Origin of the sequence: Streptomyces sp. GSL17-111, from assembly GCF_037911585.1 — a bacterium.
Taxonomy (GTDB): Bacteria; Actinomycetota; Actinomycetes; order Streptomycetales; family Streptomycetaceae; genus Streptomyces.
In genome coordinates, this window is sequence record NZ_JBAJNS010000001.1 from 4,820,497 (window position 1) to 4,839,831 (window position 19,335).

The 19,335-nt window shown below is 74.1% G+C and carries 17 protein-coding genes; 5 read left to right on the forward strand and 12 right to left on the reverse strand.

Going from position 1 to position 19,335, the window contains the following annotated elements; all coding sequences use genetic code 11:
• Window positions 1–16: 16 nt before the first annotated feature.
• Window positions 17–958 (reverse strand): helix-turn-helix domain-containing protein, encoded by a 942-nt coding sequence (locus tag V6D49_RS21470; RefSeq protein ID WP_340562054.1) that lies wholly within the window; start codon window positions 956–958, stop codon window positions 17–19.
• An 88-nt stretch (window positions 959–1,046) separates the two neighbouring features.
• On the reverse strand, window positions 1,047–2,249 hold the full coding sequence (locus V6D49_RS21475) for a S1 family peptidase (RefSeq protein WP_340562055.1): 1,203 nt from the start codon (window positions 2,247–2,249) through the stop codon (window positions 1,047–1,049).
• Window positions 2,250–2,714: 465 nt separating this feature from the next.
• Between V6D49_RS21475 and V6D49_RS21480 the strand changes: the two genes are divergently transcribed.
• A complete protein-coding gene (locus tag V6D49_RS21480) occupies window positions 2,715–3,707 on the forward strand; it encodes an alpha/beta fold hydrolase (protein WP_340562057.1) in 993 nt (330 codons plus the stop codon).
• A 61-nt stretch (window positions 3,708–3,768) separates the two neighbouring features.
• Here V6D49_RS21480 and sucB read toward each other — a convergent pair whose 3' ends face one another.
• The 4 genes from sucB to V6D49_RS21500 all read right to left on the reverse strand — a co-directional run bounded on the left by sucB (window position 3,769) and on the right by V6D49_RS21500 (window position 9,995).
• A complete protein-coding gene (gene sucB / locus V6D49_RS21485) occupies window positions 3,769–5,550 on the reverse strand; it encodes a 2-oxoglutarate dehydrogenase, E2 component, dihydrolipoamide succinyltransferase (protein ID WP_340562059.1) in 1,782 nt (593 codons plus the stop codon).
• A gap of 51 nt (window positions 5,551–5,601) precedes the next feature.
• On the reverse strand, window positions 5,602–6,990 hold the full coding sequence (lpdA, locus tag V6D49_RS21490; RefSeq protein ID WP_340562060.1) for a dihydrolipoyl dehydrogenase: 1,389 nt from the start codon (window positions 6,988–6,990) through the stop codon (window positions 5,602–5,604).
• Between the two features lie 425 nt (window positions 6,991–7,415).
• Window positions 7,416–9,026, reverse strand: a complete 1,611-nt coding sequence (locus V6D49_RS21495) for a leucyl aminopeptidase (RefSeq protein WP_340562061.1) — start codon at window positions 9,024–9,026, stop codon at window positions 7,416–7,418.
• A 147-nt stretch (window positions 9,027–9,173) separates the two neighbouring features.
• The gene (locus V6D49_RS21500) at window positions 9,174–9,995 is read right to left on the reverse strand and encodes an adenosylcobinamide-GDP ribazoletransferase (RefSeq protein ID WP_340562063.1); all 822 of its coding nucleotides are present in this window, start codon (window positions 9,993–9,995) and stop codon (window positions 9,174–9,176) included.
• Between the two features lie 43 nt (window positions 9,996–10,038).
• On the opposite strand from V6D49_RS21500, the gene V6D49_RS21505 reads away from it, so the two are divergent.
• Window positions 10,039–10,779: a hypothetical protein gene (locus V6D49_RS21505; RefSeq protein ID WP_340562065.1), complete on the forward strand. Its 741-nt coding sequence runs from the start codon at window positions 10,039–10,041 to the stop codon at window positions 10,777–10,779.
• Between the two features lie 60 nt (window positions 10,780–10,839).
• Here the strand turns inward: V6D49_RS21505 and cobT are convergent, their stop codons facing one another.
• Window positions 10,840–11,949: a nicotinate-nucleotide--dimethylbenzimidazole phosphoribosyltransferase gene (gene cobT / locus V6D49_RS21510; protein ID WP_340562067.1), complete on the reverse strand. Its 1,110-nt coding sequence runs from the start codon at window positions 11,947–11,949 to the stop codon at window positions 10,840–10,842.
• A 55-nt stretch (window positions 11,950–12,004) separates the two neighbouring features.
• Entirely contained in the window at window positions 12,005–13,210 is a 1,206-nt protein-coding gene (locus tag V6D49_RS21515; RefSeq protein WP_340562069.1) for a bifunctional adenosylcobinamide kinase/adenosylcobinamide-phosphate guanylyltransferase, read from the reverse strand.
• Between the two features lie 153 nt (window positions 13,211–13,363).
• Between V6D49_RS21515 and V6D49_RS21520 the strand changes: the two genes are divergently transcribed.
• On the forward strand, window positions 13,364–13,573 hold the full coding sequence (locus V6D49_RS21520; protein WP_340562071.1) for a hypothetical protein: 210 nt from the start codon (window positions 13,364–13,366) through the stop codon (window positions 13,571–13,573).
• Between the two features lie 50 nt (window positions 13,574–13,623).
• Here V6D49_RS21520 and V6D49_RS21525 read toward each other — a convergent pair whose 3' ends face one another.
• The 3 genes from V6D49_RS21525 to V6D49_RS21535 form a co-directional block, all read right to left on the reverse strand.
• On the reverse strand, window positions 13,624–14,739 hold the full coding sequence (locus V6D49_RS21525) for a S1C family serine protease (RefSeq protein ID WP_340562073.1): 1,116 nt from the start codon (window positions 14,737–14,739) through the stop codon (window positions 13,624–13,626).
• 174 nt (window positions 14,740–14,913) lie between these two features.
• Window positions 14,914–15,195 (reverse strand): PspA-associated protein PspAA, encoded by a 282-nt coding sequence (gene pspAA, locus V6D49_RS21530; RefSeq protein ID WP_340562074.1) that lies wholly within the window; start codon window positions 15,193–15,195, stop codon window positions 14,914–14,916.
• A gap of 31 nt (window positions 15,196–15,226) precedes the next feature.
• Window positions 15,227–16,012, reverse strand: coding sequence for a PspA/IM30 family protein (locus tag V6D49_RS21535; protein WP_340564197.1), 786 nt, complete (start codon window positions 16,010–16,012; stop codon window positions 15,227–15,229).
• Window positions 16,013–16,306: 294 nt separating this feature from the next.
• On the opposite strand from V6D49_RS21535, the gene V6D49_RS21540 reads away from it, so the two are divergent.
• Both V6D49_RS21540 and V6D49_RS21545 read left to right on the forward strand, forming a co-directional pair.
• A complete protein-coding gene (locus V6D49_RS21540; RefSeq protein WP_340562077.1) occupies window positions 16,307–16,906 on the forward strand; it encodes a DUF3043 domain-containing protein in 600 nt (199 codons plus the stop codon).
• The gene (locus tag V6D49_RS21545) at window positions 16,906–17,712 is read left to right on the forward strand and encodes a class I SAM-dependent methyltransferase (protein WP_340562078.1); all 807 of its coding nucleotides are present in this window, start codon (window positions 16,906–16,908) and stop codon (window positions 17,710–17,712) included. The genes V6D49_RS21540 and V6D49_RS21545 overlap by 1 nt, the downstream gene beginning before the upstream one ends.
• A 103-nt stretch (window positions 17,713–17,815) precedes the next feature.
• Here V6D49_RS21545 and nadA read toward each other — a convergent pair whose 3' ends face one another.
• Window positions 17,816–18,994 carry a quinolinate synthase NadA gene (gene nadA, locus V6D49_RS21550; RefSeq protein ID WP_340562079.1) on the reverse strand — a complete coding sequence of 393 codons (1,179 nt, stop codon included), beginning with the start codon at window positions 18,992–18,994 and terminating at the stop codon, window positions 17,816–17,818.
• Between the last annotated feature and the right edge of the window lie 341 nt (window positions 18,995–19,335).

The following is a 19,335-nucleotide window of genomic DNA, read 5'->3' on the forward strand; positions in this document are numbered from 1 at the left end:
GGCACCGCTACCGCCGTCACCAGCCCGGGGGCAGGTCCGGCCACTCCCACAGGACGCCGTGGACGCCCACGGGGCACTTCGGCGGCAGCAGGTGCGCGGAGTGCGAGGCGTCCAGGGCGACGGGGCGCGTCTCGCGGACGTCGGTGTGGAAGCTCTCCCGGTAGGACCGGTAGCAGCGCGCGGGCGGCGCCGCCGGGTCGAAGTGCACGTGCAGCAGGTACTCGCGCAGGTCGACCCGGGTGCCGCGCTCGTAGCAGTGCTCGACGGCCGCCTCCGTACCGCTCAGCACCGTGTAGGCGATGATCGCGGTCTCGTTCCCGGCCAGGGGGCGGCCGAAGTGGATCTCCGCGATCAGGCACTTCCCCCCGGCGTCGAACCGGACGTCGCCGAGCTGCCCGCAGCTGACCTGGAGCGTGGGCGGCACGGCCTGCCCGAGGACGTGCGCCACGACCAGCCGGTCCACCCCGTCCCGCACCGCGCGCACCACCTGGGTGACGCTCGTCCGCCGCACCCGGCGCCGGGCGTCGAGGTGGATGGTGTCGTGGATGAACAGCGCGTGGAGGTCCGCGTTGAACCGCTCGAAGGACGCCCCGAGCAACTGCTCGACCGGGGAGTCGGCGCCGTACAGCCGCCGGGAGGAGCGCAGGTCCTGAACGGCCTGCGGAGTCCGTCCGCGCGGACGCCGCGCCCGCAGCAGCGACGTCAGCGCGCCGGGCGGCTGGCCGAGTATGCTCTCCAGCTCGCGCAGCGCGCGCAGCGACTGCGGCCGCTCGGGCAGGCTGCGGCCGCGCTGCCAGTGGCTGAGCGTGGCCGGGCTGACGCTGATGCCGCGCAGCGCCAGGTGGTCGCAGACGCGTTCCAGCGTCAGCCCGCGTCCCCGCAGCGCGCCGCGGAAGGCGTCCGCGAACGTCGCCGGACCGGCGGTGTCGCCCGCCCGGTGGTGCGGCTCGGACGTCATGGGTTCCTCCGGGAGGTGCGGCGCGGCGCGGAGCACCGCGTGGGGCGGCCCGCCTCGTGCGCGAGCCGCCCCGTTGTGCCGGTGGTGATCAGTTGGTGTTCAGGGTGAGGCCGTAGTGGTTCAGGGCGTCGTCCAGCGGCTGGAAGTGCGAGGTGCCCGAAGCGTAGACACTGCCGTCGCACCGCTGGTTCAGGGGCCCGCCGGAGGTCATGCCCTGGCCCTGGTCGCCGGAGATGTACGCTCCGCCGCTGTCGCCGCCCTCGGTGCACACCGAGGCCGAACCGAGGCCGGTCACCACCGTGTCGGGGCCGCCCGAGCGGTCGACGTAGGTGACCGTCTGGTTGTACGAGCTGATCTCTCCGCACGTCCAGCCGGTGGTGGCACCGGACTTGCAGACGGTCGAGCCCACGCGCGCGCGCTCGGAGCCGCGGACGGCGACGGGCCGGCTGTTGCCCCAGGTGCCGACCGAGGTGGCGATGGAGTCGCCGCGGTCCACCAGGGCGACGCCCATGTCCACGCTGCGGCTGCCGAGGCGGTAGCGGGTGTGCTCGCCGACGGCGAACCGGTCGCCGTCGAAGTACAGCCCCGTGCCCGGGTCGACGCAGTGCCCGGCGCTGACGAGGTACTGGCTTCCGGAGCGGTCGCGGGCCCCGAAGCCGACCGAGCACCAGCTGTTGCGGTTGTTGTTCGGGTTCATCCGGCTGCCCGGGTAGACCGTCGTCTGGGCGGTCAGTTGCTCGTCGGTCCGCTCGGTGCGCACGGCGTCGCCGAACTTCTCGGCCTTCTTCAGGAACGCCCGGGTGGCCGGGTCGCCGGCGTCGCGCACCTCGATGGTCACCGCGTCGTGTTCCAGGTCGACGCCGAACGACGTGACGCCCGAGGGCACCCGGTCGGCCGCGGCCTTGTTTAGCGTGCTCATGACACGCTGAAGGGCGTCATCACCGTGCTCGGGTATGCGGCCGTCGAGCCCGGCCTTCTCGACACGTGCCCGCGCGGCCGTGTCGGCGACGTTGACGACGAGGTCACCCCGGTCGTCGAAGAAGGCGCCCTCGGTCTCCAGGCCCTTCGCCTCCAGCGCGTTCAGCGCGTCCTGCTGCCGCGCCTGGTCGTCCAGCAGGGCCACGGCGTCGTCCTCGGTGACGTCGAGCGACGCCGCCAGGGCCGTGACCATCTCCGGCTGGTAGCGCGGGGTCCCGCCGGAGTCGCTCGCCTGGGCGCTGACCGGAGCGGTCACCGCCATGACCACGCCCGCTGCGACAGCCGCGACGACATGCTTCTTGGAGAGTCTCACCACATGCTCCTTCAGGTCACGGACCGCGGCCGGCTGGGGGGTTGAGGCATGCCGAAGAGGGCACGCGGGGTGGCCGGGGTCCGGCGGAACACCGGTGTGAACGGGTTCCGCGGCTGAGACTCTGCTCGTTCGCGCAGGCGCACCGCAAGGCTCCTGCGACCGCCGGTTTTTTACAGAGGATCAGCAACCTGTTGACGTCCGAGGACAACGCGTGGACGGGCGACGGGACGGAGCTTTCGGCGGCGGTCGTCCGGTGACGCGGCGTCAGAACGCACGGAACGTTCTCCTCCACGCCGATGTGCCGCAATCCTTGCGGCGCCGCCGCCCCTGCGATGGGGGCCGGTGGGCGGGGACCGGCGCCGCCGGGCCGGGCGTTTGCCAGGTCGGCAACGGCGCTCGCGTGGGACGGACGCCGCACCGCATGATCACGGGGACAACGGCCACCCCGCCGAGCGAGGAGAAGCCATGCACCAGCCCGCGTCGCCCGCCGCCACGCAGCACCGCACGATCGAGGCACCCGCCGGGCGCCTGCACCTCGTCGAACAGGGCACCGGACCAATGGTTCTGCTCGTCCACGGGTTCCCCGAGTCCTGGTACTCCTGGCGCCACCAGCTCCCGGCCCTCGCCGCGGCCGGATACCGGGCCGTGGCGCCGGACGTGCGGGGCTACGGACGCTCGTCCAGGCCCGCCGAGATCGACGCCTACCGGCTGCTGGAACTGGTCGAGGACAACGTCGCCCTCGTGCGCGCCCTGGGCGAGGAGAGAGCGGTGGTCGTCGGGCACGACTGGGGCTCCACCATCGCGGCGCTCTCCGCCCTGCTCCACCCCGAGGTCTTCCGCGCCGTCGGACTGCTGAGCGTCCCCTACGCGCCGCCGGGCGGCCCCCGCCCCAGCGACGTCTTCACGGGGATGGGCGGTGACGACGAGGAGTTCTACGTCTCGTACTTCCAGGAGCCCGGCCGCGCCGAGGCGGAGATCGAGCCCGACGTGCGGGGCTGGCTGGCGGGCTTCTACGCGGCCATGTCCGCCGACACCATGCCCGCCCGGGGCGAGCCCGACCCGCACTTCCTGGCCCGCCGCGGTGGCCGGCTGCGCGACCGCTTCCCTCGCGGTGCACGGCCCGCCTGGCTGAGCGAGGACGACCTCGACGTGTACGCCGGGGAGTTCGAGCGCACCGGTATGACCGGGGCGCTCAACCGCTACCGCGCCATGGACCGCGACTGGGAGGACCTCGCTCCCCACCGGGGTGCCCCGATCCCGCAGCCGTCCCTGTTCGTCGGCGGCTCCCTGGACGCCTCCACGACCTGGATGGCCGAGGCGATCGACGCCTACCCCGTCACCCTCCCCGGCCTGACCTCCTCGCACATCCTGGACGGCTGCGGGCACTGGATCCAGCAGGAGCGGCCCGACGAGGTCAACCGCCTGCTGACCGACTGGCTCGCCACCCTGCGGGACTGACGGCGTACGACGGCGGCCCGCCCCGAGGTGTTCGGGGCGGGCCGCCGGTGGTGCGGGAGGGTCAGAGGCCGAGTTCGCCCTCGAACTCCCCGGCCTCCAGGCGCGCCTTGACGTCCGCCAGGTAGCGGGCCGCGTCGGCACCGTCGACCAGCTGGTGGTCGTAGGAGAGCGTCAGGTAGGCCATGTCGCGGATCGCGATGGTCTCGCCCAGCTCCGGGTGGTTCACGACGACCGGGCGGCGCACGGTGGCGCCGATGCCCAGCTCCGCGACCTGCGGGTAGTTCACGATGATCGTGTCGAACAGCGCACCGCGCGAGCCGGTGTTGCTGATCGTGAACGTGCCGCCGGACATGTCGTCCGGGCTCAGGCCGCCGCCGCGCACCTTGCCGGCCAGCTCGGCCGTCCGCTTGGCGATGCCCGCCAGGCTCAGGTCGCCCGCGCCCTTGATGACGGGGACCATGAGGCCCTTCTCCGAGTCCACCGCGATCCCGACGTTCTCCACGTCGTGGTACGTGATGGTGCCGTCGTCGTTGATCTTGGCGTTGACGGCCGGGTGGACCTTCAGCGCCTCGGCGGCGGCCTTCACGAAGAACGGCATCGGCGAGAGCTTCACGCCCTCACGGGCCAGGAAGGACTCCTTCGCCCGCGCCCGGAGCCGCATGATCCGCGTGACGTCGACCTCGACCACGGTGGAGAGCTGCGCCTGGTTGTGCAGCGCCTTCATCATGTTCTCGGCGATGACCTTGCGGATGCGGGACATCTTCACCGTCTGGCCGCGCAGCTCGGACGGCTGGGCCGCCTGGGCCTTCGGCGCGGACGGGGCCGCCGCCGGAGCCGGTGCCTTGGCCGCCTCGGCCGCCGCGAGGACGTCCTGCTTGCGGATACGGCCGCCGACGCCGCTGCCCTTCACCGTGGACAGGTCCACGTTGTTCTCGCCCGCGAGCTTGCGGACGAGCGGGGTGACGTAGGCGCCGCCGTCACCGGCCGAGGGGGCCGGGGCGGGCTGCGCCGCCGGGGCAGGCGCCGGCTGCGGGGCCGGTGCGGGGGCCTCCTGGGCCGGGGCCGGAGCGGGCTCCGGCTGGGCCTGGGGCGCCGGGGCGGGCTCGGGCTTGGCCTCGGGCTGCGGCTCCGGCTTCGCCTCGGGCTGAGCCGGGGCCGGGGCCGGGGCCGGGGCCGGGGTCTGGGTCTGGGCCTCGGGCTGCGCGGCGGGGGCCGCGCCCTTCTCCCCGATCACGGCGAGCTTGGCGCCGACCTCGGCCGACTCGTCCTCGCCGACCAGGATCTCCAGCAGCGTGCCGGCGGCCGGGGCGGGGATCTCGGTGTCGACCTTGTCGGTCGAGACCTCCAGCAGCGGCTCGTCGGCCTCGACGTCGTCGCCGACCTCCTTCAGCCACCGCGTCACGGTGCCCTCGGTGACGGACTCGCCCAGCGCGGGCAGCACGACGTCGGTGCCGGACGCGCCGCCACCGGCGGGGGCGGCGGGCTGCTCGGGGGCGGGCTGCTCGGCGGGCTGCTGGGCCTGCTGCTGAGCGGGCTCGGGCTGCGGCTCGGGCTGGGCCTGCTGCGGTGCGGGCTGCTCCTGCGCGGGGGCGGAGCCGCCGCCGGAGCCGTCGTCGATGACGGCCAGCTCGGCGCCGACCTCCACCGTCTCGTCCTCGGCGACCTTGATGGAGGACAGCACACCGGCGGCCGGGGCGGGGATCTCGGTGTCGACCTTGTCGGTCGAGACCTCGAGCAGCGGCTCGTCGGCCTCGACGGTCTCACCCTCGGCCTTGAGCCAACGGGTGACGGTGCCCTCGGTGACGCTCTCGCCGAGCGCCGGAAGGGTTACGGAAACCGGCATGGTTTCGGTTGCTCCTAACGAAAGGTACGGATGTGAGTCGCGCCCGACAGGTCAGTCATGGGAGTGCAGCGGCTTCCCGGCCAGCGCCAGGTGCGCCTCGCCGAGGGCCTCGTTCTGCGTGGGGTGGGCGTGGATGAGCTGCGCGACCTCGGCCGGCAGCGCCTCCCAGTTGTAGATCAGCTGGGCCTCGCCCACCTGCTCGCCCATCCGGTCGCCGACCATGTGCACGCCGACCACGGCCCCGTCACGCACCTGGACGAGCTTGATCTCGCCCTGCGTCTTGAGGATCTTGCTCTTGCCGTTGCCCCCGAGGTTGTACTTGAGGGTGACGACGGCGTCGGCGCCGTACTTCTCCTTGGCCTTCGCCTCGGTGAGGCCGACGGAGGCCACCTCCGGGTGGCAGTAGGCGACGCGCGGGACGCCGTCGTAGTCGATCGGGACGACCTTGTGTCCGGCGAGCCGCTCGGCGACGAGGATGCCCTCGGCGAAGCCGACGTGCGCCAGCTGGAGGGTCGGGATGAGGTCGCCGACGGCCGAGACGGAGGGCACGTTGGTCTGGCAGTACTCGTCGGTGAGGACGTAGCCGCGGTCCATGGCGACCCCGGCCTCCTCGTAGCCCAGACCCTGCGAGACGGGCCCGCGGCCGATCGCGACGAGCAGGACCTCGGCCTCGAACTCCTTGCCGTTGGCCAGGGTGACCTTGACGCCGCCGTCGGTGTACTCGGCCTTCTCGAAGAACGAGCCGAGCGAGGACTTGATGCCCCGCTTGCGGAAGGCGCGCTCCAGCAGCTTGGAGCTGTTCTCGTCCTCCAGCGGGACGAGGTGCGGCAGGCCCTCGACGACGGTGACCTCCGCCCCGAAGGACTTCCACACCGACGCGAACTCGACGCCGATCACGCCGCCGCCCAGGATGATCGCCGACTTCGGCACCCGGTCCATGAGGAGGGCGTGCTCGGAGGAGATGACGCGGTCACCGTCGATGGTGAGCCCCGGGAGGGTCTTCGGAGTCGACCCGGTGGCCAGCAGGATGTGCCGGCCCTCGTAGCGCTGGCCGTTCACGTCCACGGAGGTGGGGGAGGACAGCCGTCCCTCGCCCTCCACGTAGGTGATCTTGCGGGAGGCGATCAGGCCCTGGAGGCCCTTGTAGAGCCCCGAGATCACGCCGTCCTTGTACTTGTGGACGCCGGCCATGTCGATGCCCTCGAGCGAGGTCTTCACACCGAACTCGGCGCCTTCGCGAGCCTGGTCGGCCAGCTCGCCGGCGTGCAGCAGCGCCTTGGTGGGGATACATCCGTAGTGCAGGCAGGTGCCGCCGACCTTGTCCTTCTCGATCAGAGCGACGTCGAGACCCAGCTGCGAAGCGCGCAGGGCGGCGGCGTACCCGCCGCTCCCGCCACCGAGGATCACTAGGTCGAAAACGGTGCTGGCGTCGTTCGCCACGTCACGTCCTCCATGCATGGGTGCGCCGGAGCCGGTCGACTGTGACCGGGCGGCTGTGCGTTCGGCCGCTGTACTGCTTCGGCCCTGTGGGTTGAGCGGGCCCCTGTCCTGCCGAGAACCCATCTTCGCACTTGTCGGGACCGGGCGGGACGCGGGGCCGGTGTGTGAGACGTCGGGAACGTCTCACAGCGCCCCCGGCCTGCGCTCCAGCCTCCGTCCACCGGCCTACCGGGCCGGGCTGATCGCTGAGGGCGAACACCGGCGCGGCCCCTTCCCGGCCCCGTCCGCGCGTGGTCGGGGCCGGGAAGGGGCCGCGCGGCCGGAGCCGGACGCGCGGGGGCCCTCCGCGCGGCCATCACGGCCGCGTGGAGGGCCCCCGCGTCACGTCCCGGACGGTCGGCGCCGGGAGGGGTGCGTCCGGACGCTCAGCCCAGCTCGCCGTCGGCCGTGCGCTCGGCCAGCCGCACCAGCGTCCGGACCGCCGACCCGGTGCCGCCCTTGGGCGTGTAGCCGAAGGGCCCCGACTCGTTGAAGGCCGGGCCGGCGATGTCCAGGTGCGCCCACGGCGTGCCCTCGGAGACGAACTCCTGCAGGAACAGGCCCGCCACCAGGCCGCCGCCCATGCGCTCGCCCATGTTGGCGATGTCGGCGACGGAGGAGTCCATGCCCTTGCGCAGCTCCGGCGGCAGGGGCATCTCCCAGGACTGCTCGCCGGCCTGGTCGGCCGTCTCGTGCACCTCGGCGCGGAACGCGTCGTCGTTGGACATGACACCGAACGTGCGGTTGCCGAGGGCCAGCACCATCGCACCGGTCAGCGTCGCCACGTCCACCAGGGCGTCCGGGGACTCCTCGCAGGCGCGGGTCAGGGCGTCGGCCAGGACGAGCCGTCCCTCGGCGTCGGTGTTGAGCACCTCGACCGTCTTGCCGCTGTACATGGTCAGCACGTCGCCCGGGCGCATGGCGTCACCGGAGGGCATGTTCTCCGCGAGCGCCAGCCAGCCGGTGACGTTCACCTTGAGCCCCAGCCGCGCGGCGGCCACGACGGCGGAGAACACGGCGGCGGCGCCGCTCATGTCGCACTTCATCGTCTCGTTGTGACCGGCGGGCTTCAGCGAGATGCCGCCCGAGTCGTAGGTGATGCCCTTGCCGACGAGGGCGAGCGTCTTGGCCGCCTTCGCGTGGGTGTAGCTGAGCCGCACCAGGCGCGGCGGCCTGCCGGAGCCCTGGCCGACGCCGAGGATGCCGCCGTAGCCGCCCTTGGCGAGCGCCTTCTCGTCCAGGACCTCGACCTTCAGGCCGTGCTCCTTGGCCGCGTCCTGCGCGTGCGTGGCGAACGAGGCCGGGTACAGGTCGTTCGGCGGGGTGTTGATCAGGTCCCGGGCGCGGGCGACCTCCTCCGCGAGCACGGCGGCCCGCTCGACGGCGGCCTTGTGGGCCTTGTCGCGCGGCTTGCCGCCCAGCAGCGTCACCTCGGCGAGCGGGGCGCTCGCGTCGTCCCGCGCGGAGTCCTTGGCCGACTGGGTGGACTTGCCGCCCTTGCCGCCCTTGCCGCCGGACTTCGGGGCCTTCTCGGTGTTCTCGTTGCCGCGGTAGGCGGTGAAGGAGTAGGCGCCCAGCAGCGCGCCCTCGGCGACCGCCGCGAGGCCTTCCGCGCCGTCGGCGACGGGCAGCGCGAAGGCGGCCTTGCGCGTCCCGGTGAGCGCCCGGGCGGCGGCACCGGCGGCCCTGCGCAGCGTCTCGGGGGCGTAGCCGTCGCCCTCCTGGGCGGAGTCGGCGGAGCCGAGGCCCACGGCGAGCACCAGCGGTGCCTTCAGCCCGTCCGGCGCCGGGAGCTTGGTGGTCTCACCCTCGCCGCCGCTCGCGCCGAGCGTCTCCAGGACGGAGGCGAGCCGCCCGTCGAAGGCCTGGTCCACCGTCTCGGCACCCGGGGCGATGACCGGGGTGCCGGAGCCGTCGGCGCTTTTGGCGATACCGATGACGATGGCGTCCACGCGCGTCGTTGCGGCGGACGAGGTACTGAGGGTCAGAGCAGTCACGGTCCTGGCGATCCTGTTCGTCGGAGATTCGTGTGAATTCCCTGGGGGTCGGGTGACGTCGAGCCTACGCCTCACCCCGCCGCGGTGGACGGGCGGCCGCGAACCGGCTGAGAACCGCCGCCGTCCGCCGGGCCCCCGGACCCTCCGTCAGCCCAGCGCCAGGGTCAACAGCACGGCGGTGGCGGCGCATTCGGCGAGCGCGCCGAAGACGTCCCCGGTGACCCCGCCCAGCCGCCGCCGGCACCGCCGCAGCAGCAGCTCGGCGGCGGCGAGTCCGACGAGCACGGCGGCGGCGCACCACGACGCGGCCCCGAGTGCGGTCCCGGTCGTGGCCCCGCCGTCCCCGAGGCCGCCGAGCGCGCCGCCCCCGGCGGCGAGCACCGCCACCGCCGCGACGACGAGCCCGGCCCGCGCCCGGGGCACGGTCCCGGCCACCACGGCGCCGAGCCCCTCCGGTCGCGCCCCGGGCACCCCGCGTCGCGCGGCGAGCGTCAGGGCGGCGCGGGCCGTGGTGGCCGCCACGACGTACGCCCAGGCGCCCGTCGGCCAGCTCCGCGCGTACAGCTCGGCGAGCACGGCGACCTGTCCCAGCAGCACCAGCAGCAGCGTGACGACGCCGAAGGGCCCGATGTCGGACTGCTTCATGACGGCCAGGGCGCCCTCGGCGTCCCTGCCGCTGCCCAGGCCGTCCGCCACGTCGGCCAGTCCGTCCAGGTGCAGCCCCCGCGTCAGCACGGCGGGGACGGCCACGGTGGCCACCGCCGCCGTGAGGGCTCCGGCGCCCAGCCCCAGCAGGGCCGCGCCCACGGCCCCGGCCGCCACGCCCACCACGGCCCCGGCGGCCGACGCCCACAGCATGCCCGCGCGGGCGGCGGCGCGGTCCCACCGCCGGACGGGGACGGGCAGCACGGTGAGGGTGCCGAAGGCGAAACGGAGTCCGTCCGTGGGACGCGGCGGTGTGTCGTTCATGGTCGGGACAGGCTAGCCGTGCGCGCCGTCGGACCCTGGGCCGATGGGTGAGTGGTGGAGCCGGGACATCGTGGACGCGGGCAAGCTACCGCTCCTGCTGGCGCTCGTCGCCTTCCTCGTGACGTTCCTCGTCACCCGCACGGTGACCCGGCTGATCCGGGCCGGCCACGGGCCCTTCCGGAACGTCGAGTCCGCCGGCGGCGTGCACATCCACCACGTCGTCCCGGGCGTGGTCCTCATGATGATCGGCGGCTTCGGGGCGATGACCACCGGCCGTGAGCAGGAGATCGCACCGGTGCTCGCCGTGCTGTTCGGCGTGGGGGCCGGACTGGTCCTGGACGAGTTCGCGCTGATCGTCTACCTGAGCGACGTCTACTGGACGGAGAACGGCCGCAAGAGCGTCGAGGCGGTCGTCCTCACCGCCGCGCTCCTCGGCCTGCTGCTCCTCGGCTACGCCCCGTTCGGCACGGAGGAACTGACGCAGGAACAGCGGGAGAACCGGGCGGAGCTGTTCTCCGTCATCGGTGTCAACGTCCTGTGCGCGGCGGTCGCGCTGGTCAAAGGACGTTTCGTGCTGGCGGTGCTGGGCGTGCTGGTCCCCTTCCTCGCGCTCTTCGCCGCGCTCCGCCTGGCCCGCCCCGAATCGCCGTGGGCGCGGCGCGTGTACCGCCGCCGTCCGCGCGCCCTGGAGCGGGCGCGGCGCCGGGCCGCCCGGCACGACGCCCGCTGGGGCGCGCTCACCCGCCGCCTCCAGAACGCCCTCGGCGGCAGACCGACCGACTGACGGCTGACGGCCCACTGCTGACGGCTGCGCCCGACGCCCCACGGCGGGTGGCGCGCGGCGTCAGGTCGCGTCGAGAACGGCGTCCGGCCCGGCGTGGGTGTCGACGGGCACGTCGGCGGGGGAGTCGGCGGGCAGTTCGGCGGCGAGCGCGGCGGCGGCCCGCACGAGCGGGAGCGCGAGCAGCGCCCCGGCGCCCTCGCCGACGGTCACGCCCTGGTCCAGCAGCGGGTCGAGTGCCATGCGGTCGAGCGCCCTGGCCTGGCCGGGCTCGCCGCTGCGCTGGCCCGCCAGCCACCAGTCGGTGGCCCGGAAGGCCACCCGCTGCGCGACCAGCGCGCAGGCGGCGGAGACGACGCCGTCGAGGATCACCGGCGTGCGGCGGACCGCCGACTGGAGCAGGAAGCCCGTCATCGCCGTGAGGTCCGCGCCGCCCGCGACGGCCAGCAGCCGCAACGGGTCGCCCAGGGCCGGACGGGCGCGCCGCAGCCCGTCCCGGACGGCGGCGCACTTGCGCATCCACGCCAGGTCGTCGATCCCGGTGCCGCCCCGGCCGGTCACCACGGAGGCGTCCGTGCCGCAGAGCGCGGCGATGAGGACACCGGCGGCGGTCGTACCGCCGACGCTCAGGTCGCCGAGCACGACGACGTCGGTGCCCGCGTCGGCCTCCTCGTCGGCGACGGCCATCCCCGCCCGGAACGCCTGCTCGGCCTCCTGCGGGGTGAGCGCGTCCTCGACGTCGATGCGCCCGCTCCCGCGCCGGACCCGGTGCCGGGTCACCTCGGCGGGCAGCTCACCGGGGTCGCAGTCGAGCGCCATGTCGACGACCCGCACCGGCACGTCCGCCAGCCGGGCCAGGATCGCCGCCGTGCCGGTGCCGTCCAGCGTGGAGCGCACCAGGGCGTGGGCGGAGCCCGCCGGGCGGCGGGAGACCTCCAGCTCCGCGACGCCGTGGTCCCCGGCGAACACGACCAGGCGCGGCCGCTCGACCGGGGTGACCGGGACCCGTCCCTGGGCCGCCGCGAGCCACACGCCGAGCTCGTCGAGCCGCCCGAGGGCGCCGCGCGGGGGCGCGGTGCGCAGCCGGCGCTCCTCCGCGTCCCGCCGGACGCCGCCGTCGGGCCGTTCGATGAGGTCGCCGAAGTCGTCCAGGTTGAGGCGGTCTTCGCTCATGGGGGCGAGGTTACCCGGCGCGGCGGACGCGTCGGCGGGCCCGGTGCCGGGGCTTTCAGTCCGCGCCCCGGAGTACGACCGCGTTCCCGGCGACGACGAGCAGGACGTGCTCGCACTCGGCGGCGAACGCGGCGTTCAGGCGGCCCAGTTCGTCCCGGTACCGGCGGCCCGAGGCGGTCGCGGGGTGGACGCCCGAGCCGACCTCGTTGCTCACGGCGACGACCGTGCGGGGCGTCGCCCGCACCGCCCGCGTCAGCGCCCCCGTGCGCTCGGCGAGCCGGCGCGCGCCGCCGTTCTCCCAGACGGTGTCGTCCCAGGCGTCCACCGCGTCCATCGCGTGTGCCAGCCACAGCGACAGGCAGTCGACGAGCAGCGGCGGCCCGTCCTCGGCGAGCAGGGGCTCCAGGTCCCACGTCTCGACCGTGCGCCAGGAGGCCGGGCGGCGCCGCCGGTGGGCGTCGACCCGCGCGGCCCAGTCCTCGTCGCCCTCCCGGGTGCCGCCGGTGGCGACGTAGACGACGTCCGGAGCGGCGGCCAGCCGTCGCTCCGCCTCCACCGACTTCCCCGAGCGGGCCCCGCCCAGCACGAGCGTGCGTCGCGGCACGTCCGGCACGTCGCGGAAGGCGGCGGCGGTGAGGGTCGTGCCGTCCGGCTCGGCGCGGGCCCCGAGCGCGGCCAGCCGCCGGTGCAGCTCCGCCCCCGGGGGCACGGTGTGGTCCACGTGGACGGCCAGCACGTCGGTCGCCGGTCCCACGGCGCCCGAGGCCCGCAGCCGGGCGAGTGCCTCGGGGCGGCCGAGGACGTCCAGCAGCACCAGGTCGTAGGGGGCCGGGGGCACGCCCCCGCCCGCCGTGGCGGCGCCGGGCGGCAGGTACAGCAGACGCCGGCCGTCCGGGCCGGTGACGGCGTAGCCGGTGCCCGGCGCGTCCAGGGCGACGGCCCGCACGCGGTGCCCGCTGATCAGCGCGAAGTCCTGCCCGTCGGGGACGCGCACGGGCGCGGGCAGTCCGGCCGGCACCTCCATCGGGGGCCCGTCCTGCGGGTGGGACAGCAGGACCTGCCGCACTCCGTGCAGCGACCGGCCCGCGCGGGCGGCGGCGAAGGCCGGGCCGGGCGTCAGGTCGATGAGCAGCGTGTCGTCCACCAGCACCGCGGTGGCGGCCCGCGCCCGGGGGCCGGTCGAGCTCGCGCACACGGCGCAGGGGCAGTCGGGGCGGGGGAGACCGGCCGGTGCGCCGGTGCCGAGCAGAGTCACGTCCACGCCTCGATCGTCTCGCGTCCGCCCGGGAACGGCGCGGGGACCTCCGCCGTCGCCGTGCCGGGGTTCCTCCCTCCGGCGGGGATGGCCCGCGTACGCTGCGGGCAGGATGCCCGTGATCTTCCGGCAATCTCCGAGCGCGCCCAGGAGGCGGACATGGCATGGACGTGGCAGTTCGAGACGGTCGACGGCAACCGCGTGGACTCACCGGTCGCCGTCGAGGACTTCTCCACCCAGGGCGACGCGGAGTCCTGGGTCGGGGAGAACTGGAAGGAGCTGCTGGACGGCGGCGTCGACCAGGTCCGGCTGCTGGAGGACGGCACCGAGGTCTACGGCCCGATGAGCCTGCACGCCGCCGCCGAGTAGCCGGGGCGCCCGTCCGGCTTCCGGGTGTCCCCGGCTCCTCGGCGGCGGCCTCACGCCTCGCCGAGGGTCACGGTGGCCCGCTCCCGGGCCCCGCCCCGGCGGACGGTGACGGCCACGCGGTCGCCGGGGCTGTGCCCGGCCAGCGCCTCCGCGAGGCCGACGACGTCGGTGATCTCGTCCCCGTCGACCCGCACGATCAGGTCCCCGGGACGGAGACCCGCCGCGTCGGCCGGCCCGCCGCCGGTCACGTCGACGACCGACACGCCCGCGGGCTCGAAGTCGTCACCCAGCACGGTGCGCACGGTGACGCCCAGCGCCGCCTTGTCGGGGTCGACGACCTCGCCGTGCCGGATCATCTGGCCCGCCAGGTCGCGCACCGTCGCCGCCGGGATGGCGAAGCCGATCCCCGGCGCCGGAGCCGCTCCGAACTGCGGGTCGCGCGCCGCCAGCGTCGGGATGCCGATGACCCGCCCCGCGAGATCGACGAGCGCGCCCCCGCTGTTGCCCGGGTTGATCGCGGCGGACGTCTGCACCATGTTCCCGATGGTGGCCCTCCCCTCGCCCTCGCTCACCGAGCGGCCCACCGCCGAGACGATGCCCTGCGTGACGCTGGAGGACAGGCCCAGCGGGTTCCCCATCGCCAGCACGATCTGCCCGACCCGCACCTTCGCCGAGTCGCCGAACACCGCCGGGTGCAGCGCGCGCGGGGGATCGGTCAGCCGGATGACGGCCAGGTCCTGGTCCTCGTAGGCGGCGACCAGCTCGGCCTTCAGCGGACCGCCGCCCGTGGCCAGGCTGACCTCGAAGGTCTCGGCGTCCGCCACCACGTGGGCGTTGGTGACCACGTGCCCCTCGGCGTCGTAGACCACGCCGGAGCCGAGCTGTTCCTCCGTGGTGATCTGGACGACGGACGGCAGGACGTCGCGCACGACCTGCTGGTAGCGCTCCTGGAGCGCGTCGGGATCCGTCGGGTCCGGCGCGTCGGGGCGTTCCGGGGGCGCGCCGGGGGTGGACGACGCGGGCGCGGGCGCACCGGAGGACCGGCGCGCTGAGGCGTCGCTCCCCTCGATCCCCGCGCAGCCCGCGAGCAGCGCGCCCGTGCACAGCGCGGCGGCGCAGAGGACACCGGACCGTCGTGCGGGGGAGCGGACCAGGGCAACCGTCATGAGCGGATTGTCGCCTCGGCGCCCCCTCGCCCGCCCGGGGAGCGCGGCCGAACGGCGGGTCCGCCACCCGTTCCGGGGCGTGTCCCACGCACGCGAGGGCGCCGGGGCCACACCCCGGGAAGGGGTGGCCCCGGCGCCCTCGTCAGGGATGCCGGGTGCGCGCCGGGCGGCCCGTCACGCGTTCGGGAACAGACCGTCCTCGGTGAGCATCGCGCGGACCTCGTCGATCGTCGCGTCGCGCTCGGGAAGGATCAGCTCGGACGGCTCCAGCGCGTCGTCCGGCAGCGGCCTACCGAGCCGGTGGACGGCGTCGAGCAGGCCCAGCAGCGTGCGGCGGAACCCCGCCTCGTCGCCGCTGTCGAGCTCCCGCTGCAACTCGTCGTCCAGCTTGTCCAGCTCCGCCAGGTGGCCGTCGTCGAGCCTCACCTGGCCTTCCCCCATGATCCGTACGATCACGTCGCGCTCCTTCGTGCGGGGCCCGCGGCCGTCACTGCTTGTCGAACCGGGGGGCGTCCTGCTGGGACTGCCCCTGGCCGGTGCCGGGGGCGCCGCCCTCGATGGCCTGCTGGCCACCGCCGGAGCCGCCCGACAGCTCGGCCTTCATCCGCTGGAGCTCCAGCTCCACGTCGGAGCCGCCGGAGATGCGGTCCAGCTCCGCGCTGAGGTCGTCCTTGGCGGTGCCCGTCGGGTCGTCCAGCGCGCCCGACGCCAGCAGCTCGTCGATCGCGCCCGCCCGGGCCTGGAGCTGCGCCGTGCGGTCCTCCGCCCGCTGCACGGCCAGACCGACGTCGCCCATCTCCTCCGAGATGCCGGTGAACGCCTCACCGATCCGCGTCTGCGCCTGGGCCGCCGTGTAGGTGGCCTTGATCGTCTCCTTCTTCGTGCGGAAGGCGTCGACCTTCGCCTGGAGCCGCTGCGCCGCCAGGGTGAGCTTCTCCTCCTCGCCCTGCAGGGTCTGGTGCTGCGTCTCCAGGTCCGTGACCTGCTGCTGCAGCGCCGCCCTGCGGGTCAGTGCCTCGCGGGCCAGGTCCTCCCGGCCGAGCGACAGCGCCTTCCTGCTCTGCTCCTCCAGCTTCCCGGACTGCTGGTTCAGCTGGTTGAGCTGCAACTCCAGGCGCTTGCGTGACGTCGCCACGTCGGCCACGCCGCGCCGCACCTTCTGCAGCAACTCCAACTGCTTCTGGTAGGAGTAGTCGAGCGTCTCGCGCGGGTCCTCGGCCCGGTCCAGGGCCTTGTTGGCCTTCGCGCGGAACAGCATCCCCATCCGCTTCATGACACCGCTCATGGGCCTCGCGCGCCCCCTTCGGACTGTTCGCCTCGGCATCCCTACAGAACCCACAGTACGGGCCCTGCTTCCATTACCGCACCGTGCGCGCCCCGATGCGCTCCTTCTCCAGGACGATCGTGACGCCGGTGCCTCCCGCCAGGGGTGGAGACGCCGGGAAGGGCCCGACCGTTGCGGCGGAAGCCAAAGATCCGCCCCGGCGCACCGGCGGAAGGTCACCGTTGCGGGATCGTTCCCCGTGCGGGTGGGGGACACACGCACGCACACCGTAGGCTGGGACACGTGTTCCGAAGCCGTTCCAAGGAAGCTCAGTCCCCGGCCACCGAGCCGGTCGAGGATCTGACCCCGCAGCGCGACCCGCAGGCGCCCAAGGGCCGTCCCACGCCCAAGCGGCGCGAGGCGCAGGCGCAGCGCCGCTCGATCTCCAAGCCGCCGGCCGACCGCAAGGAGGCCGCCAAGCGGGCCCGCGAGGCGCGCCGTGCCGACATGGCCCGGCAGCGCCAGGCGCTCGCCACCGGTGACGAGCGCTACCTGCCGTTGCGCGACCGGGGGCAGCCGCGCCGGTTCGCGCGCGACTTCATCGACTCCAAGTGGCACGTCGCGGAGTTCTTCCTGCCCATCGCCGTGCTCATCCTGATCCTGAGCATCGTGCCCAGCGTCCAGGCGAAGAACATCTCGCTGGTGCTGTGGATGGGCGTCATCGCGATGATCATCGTCGACTCGGTCCTCACCGCGCGCCGTCTGAAGAAGGCCCTGCGGGAGCGCTTCCCCGACGAGAACCTGCGCGGCGTCACCATGTACGCGATCATGCGCACGCTCCAGATGCGGCGGATGCGGCTGCCCAAGCCGCAGATCGCCCGTGGCGAGTCGCCGCGCCGCTGATGGCCGTTCCCGCTCAGGCGTTCGGTGTCGACGGACGCCTGCCCGGCGGTTCCGCGTCCCTGCGTGACCTCGTCGAACGCGTACTCGTCTCCCGTCGGCTCGACGCCGAGCTGGCCGCCCGCTTCCCCGTCGGCCGACGTCTGCGCGTGCTGGACGTGGGGGCCGGTGAGGGCGTGCAGACGCTGCGGCTGGCCCGTCTCGGCCACGAGGTCACCGGGCTCGACCTGGACCCCCGCATGTTGCGGTCGGCCCGGGACGCGCTGGAGTGCGAGCCGCCCGGCGTCCGCCGACGCGTGCGTCTCCTCGCCGGGGACGCCCGGGCGACCGGCGCGCTCTTCCGGCCCGGGACGTTCGACGCGGTCCTCGGCCACGGCGTGCTCATGTACGTCGAGGAACCCGGCCCGCTGCTCGCCGGGCTGGCCCGGGTGCTGGCACCCGGCGGTCTGCTCTCGCTGCTGGTCCGCAACGCCGACGCGCTGGCGGTGGGGCCGGGGCTGGCGGGGGACTGGGCGGAAGCGCTGACGGCGTTCGACGATCCGCACTACACCGACCGCGCCGGCGTGGCCGCGCGGGCCGACCGGCTCGGCGCGCTGACGGCGACCCTCGCCGGTACCGGGGTGCCCCTGCGGACCTGGTACGGCGTGGGGGTGTTCACCGGCCACCGGGCGGAGCCCACCCCCACCGCGTACCAGCCGCCGTCGGAGGCGGAGCTGGAGCCGCTGCTGGCGGCGGAGGAGCGTGCGGGGAGCACCGATCCCTACCGCGCCGTCGCCCCGCTCCTCCACCTCTGCGCGACGCGCGACTGACCCGGCCGACGGGTCGGTCGGGCGCGCCGCCGAGCACCGCACGCCGGGCGCCGGGTGGCTCAGGGTGGAGCCACCCGGCGCCGTCAGCCGCCGGTGGGGACGGTCAAGGCAGGGCCAGCATGCGCTCCAGCGCCAGCTTGGCGAACTTCTCCGTCTCGGGGTCGACCTGGATCCGGTTGACGACCGTGCCGGCCGCCAGCGACTCCAGCGCCCACACCAGGTGCGGCAGGTCGATGCGGTTCATCGTCGAGCAGAAGCACACCGTCTTGTCCAGGAAGGCGATCTCCTTGCCCTCGGCGGCGTAACGGTTGGCCAGCCGCCGCACGAGGTTCAGTTCCGTGCCGATCGCCCACTTCGACCCGGCGGGCGCCGCGTCGAGGGTCTTGATGATGTACTCCGTCGAGCCGACGAAGTCGGCGGCGGCGACGACCTCGTGCTTGCACTCGGGGTGCACCAGCACGTTCACTCCGGGCATCCGCGCGCGGACGTCGTTGACCGAGTCCAGCGAGAACCGGCCGTGCACGGAGCAGTGGCCGCGCCACAGGATCATCTTCGCGGCGCGCAGCTCCTCCGTGCTCAGCCCGCCGTTCGGCCTGTGCGGGTTGTAGACGACGCAGTCCTCCAGGGACAGGCCCATGTCGCGCACGGCGGTGTTGCGCCCGAGGTGCTGGTCGGGCAGGAAGAGGACCTTCTCGCCGTTCTCGAAGGCCCAGTCCAGGGCGCGGCGGGCGTTGGAGGAGGTGCAGATGGTGCCGCCGTGCCGGCCGGTGAACGCCTTGATGTCGGCCGAGGAGTTCATGTAGGAGACGGGCACGGTGACGTCGGCCACCCCGGCCTCGCCCAGCACGTCCCAGCACTCGGCGACCTGCTCCGCCGTGGCCATGTCGGCCATCGAGCAGCCGGCCGCCAGGTCGGGGAGGACGACCTGCTGGTCGTCGGAGGTGAGGATGTCGGCCGACTCGGCCATGAAGTGCACACCGCAGAAGACGATGTACTCCGCCTGCGGACGGGCGGCGGCGTCCTTGGCCAGCTTGAAGGAGTCGCCCGTCACGTCGGCGAACTGGATGACCTCGTCGCGCTGGTAGTGGTGGCCGAGCACGAAGACCCGCTCACCGAGCGCCTCCTTGGCCGCCCGGGCGCGTGCCACCAGGTCGGGGTCCGAGGGCGCGGGGAGGTCGCCGGGGCACTCGACGCCGCGTTCGCTCCTCGGGTCGGCCTCCCGGCCGAGGAGCAGCAGGGCCAGCGGCGTGGGCTGGACGTCCAGCGGCTGTACTGCGTTCACGTTGTTCACTCCTCTTGGCGAACCGGGCGCCTCGGAAGCTGACGGCACGCACCCTTGGCTCAGAGCCGCCACGGTGAGGGGGAGGCTCATGTCACTTCACCGTTTCTCGTCTATCTGACGTTATTATGATAGCTCCTTCGCGTCAGGGTGACGATGCCCGGCCCCGCGATGTGACGCACACCCCGCCCCGATCGGCGCCCGCTCCCCGCGCAACCGTGACCGTCCCCCCTGCGGTGTGCGAGCATGAAGGCGGAATAAGCGGAACAAGAACGACCTCGGCACCGGAATGAATCCGGGGGCCCGCCTGTTCCCCAGGTGGCAGAGCAGTCCGAACAACCCGG

Coding starts and splice junctions, on each gene's coding strand:
- V6D49_RS21470 (WP_340562054.1), bottom strand. CDS start 958: ATGACGTCCGAGCCGCACCACCGGGCGGGCGACACCGCCGGTCCGGCG.
- V6D49_RS21480 (WP_340562057.1), top strand. CDS start 2,715: ATGCACCAGCCCGCGTCGCCCGCCGCCACGCAGCACCGCACGATCGAG.
- sucB (WP_340562059.1), bottom strand. CDS start 5,550: ATGCCGGTTTCCGTAACCCTTCCGGCGCTCGGCGAGAGCGTCACCGAG.
- V6D49_RS21500 (WP_340562063.1), bottom strand. CDS start 9,995: ATGAACGACACACCGCCGCGTCCCACGGACGGACTCCGTTTCGCCTTC.
- V6D49_RS21505 (WP_340562065.1), top strand. CDS start 10,039: ATGGGTGAGTGGTGGAGCCGGGACATCGTGGACGCGGGCAAGCTACCG.
- cobT (WP_340562067.1), bottom strand. CDS start 11,949: ATGAGCGAAGACCGCCTCAACCTGGACGACTTCGGCGACCTCATCGAA.
- V6D49_RS21520 (WP_340562071.1), top strand. CDS start 13,364: ATGGCATGGACGTGGCAGTTCGAGACGGTCGACGGCAACCGCGTGGAC.
- V6D49_RS21525 (WP_340562073.1), bottom strand. CDS start 14,739: ATGACGGTTGCCCTGGTCCGCTCCCCCGCACGACGGTCCGGTGTCCTC.
- V6D49_RS21535 (WP_340564197.1), bottom strand. CDS start 16,012: ATGAAGCGGATGGGGATGCTGTTCCGCGCGAAGGCCAACAAGGCCCTG.
- V6D49_RS21545 (WP_340562078.1), top strand. CDS start 16,906: ATGGCCGTTCCCGCTCAGGCGTTCGGTGTCGACGGACGCCTGCCCGGC.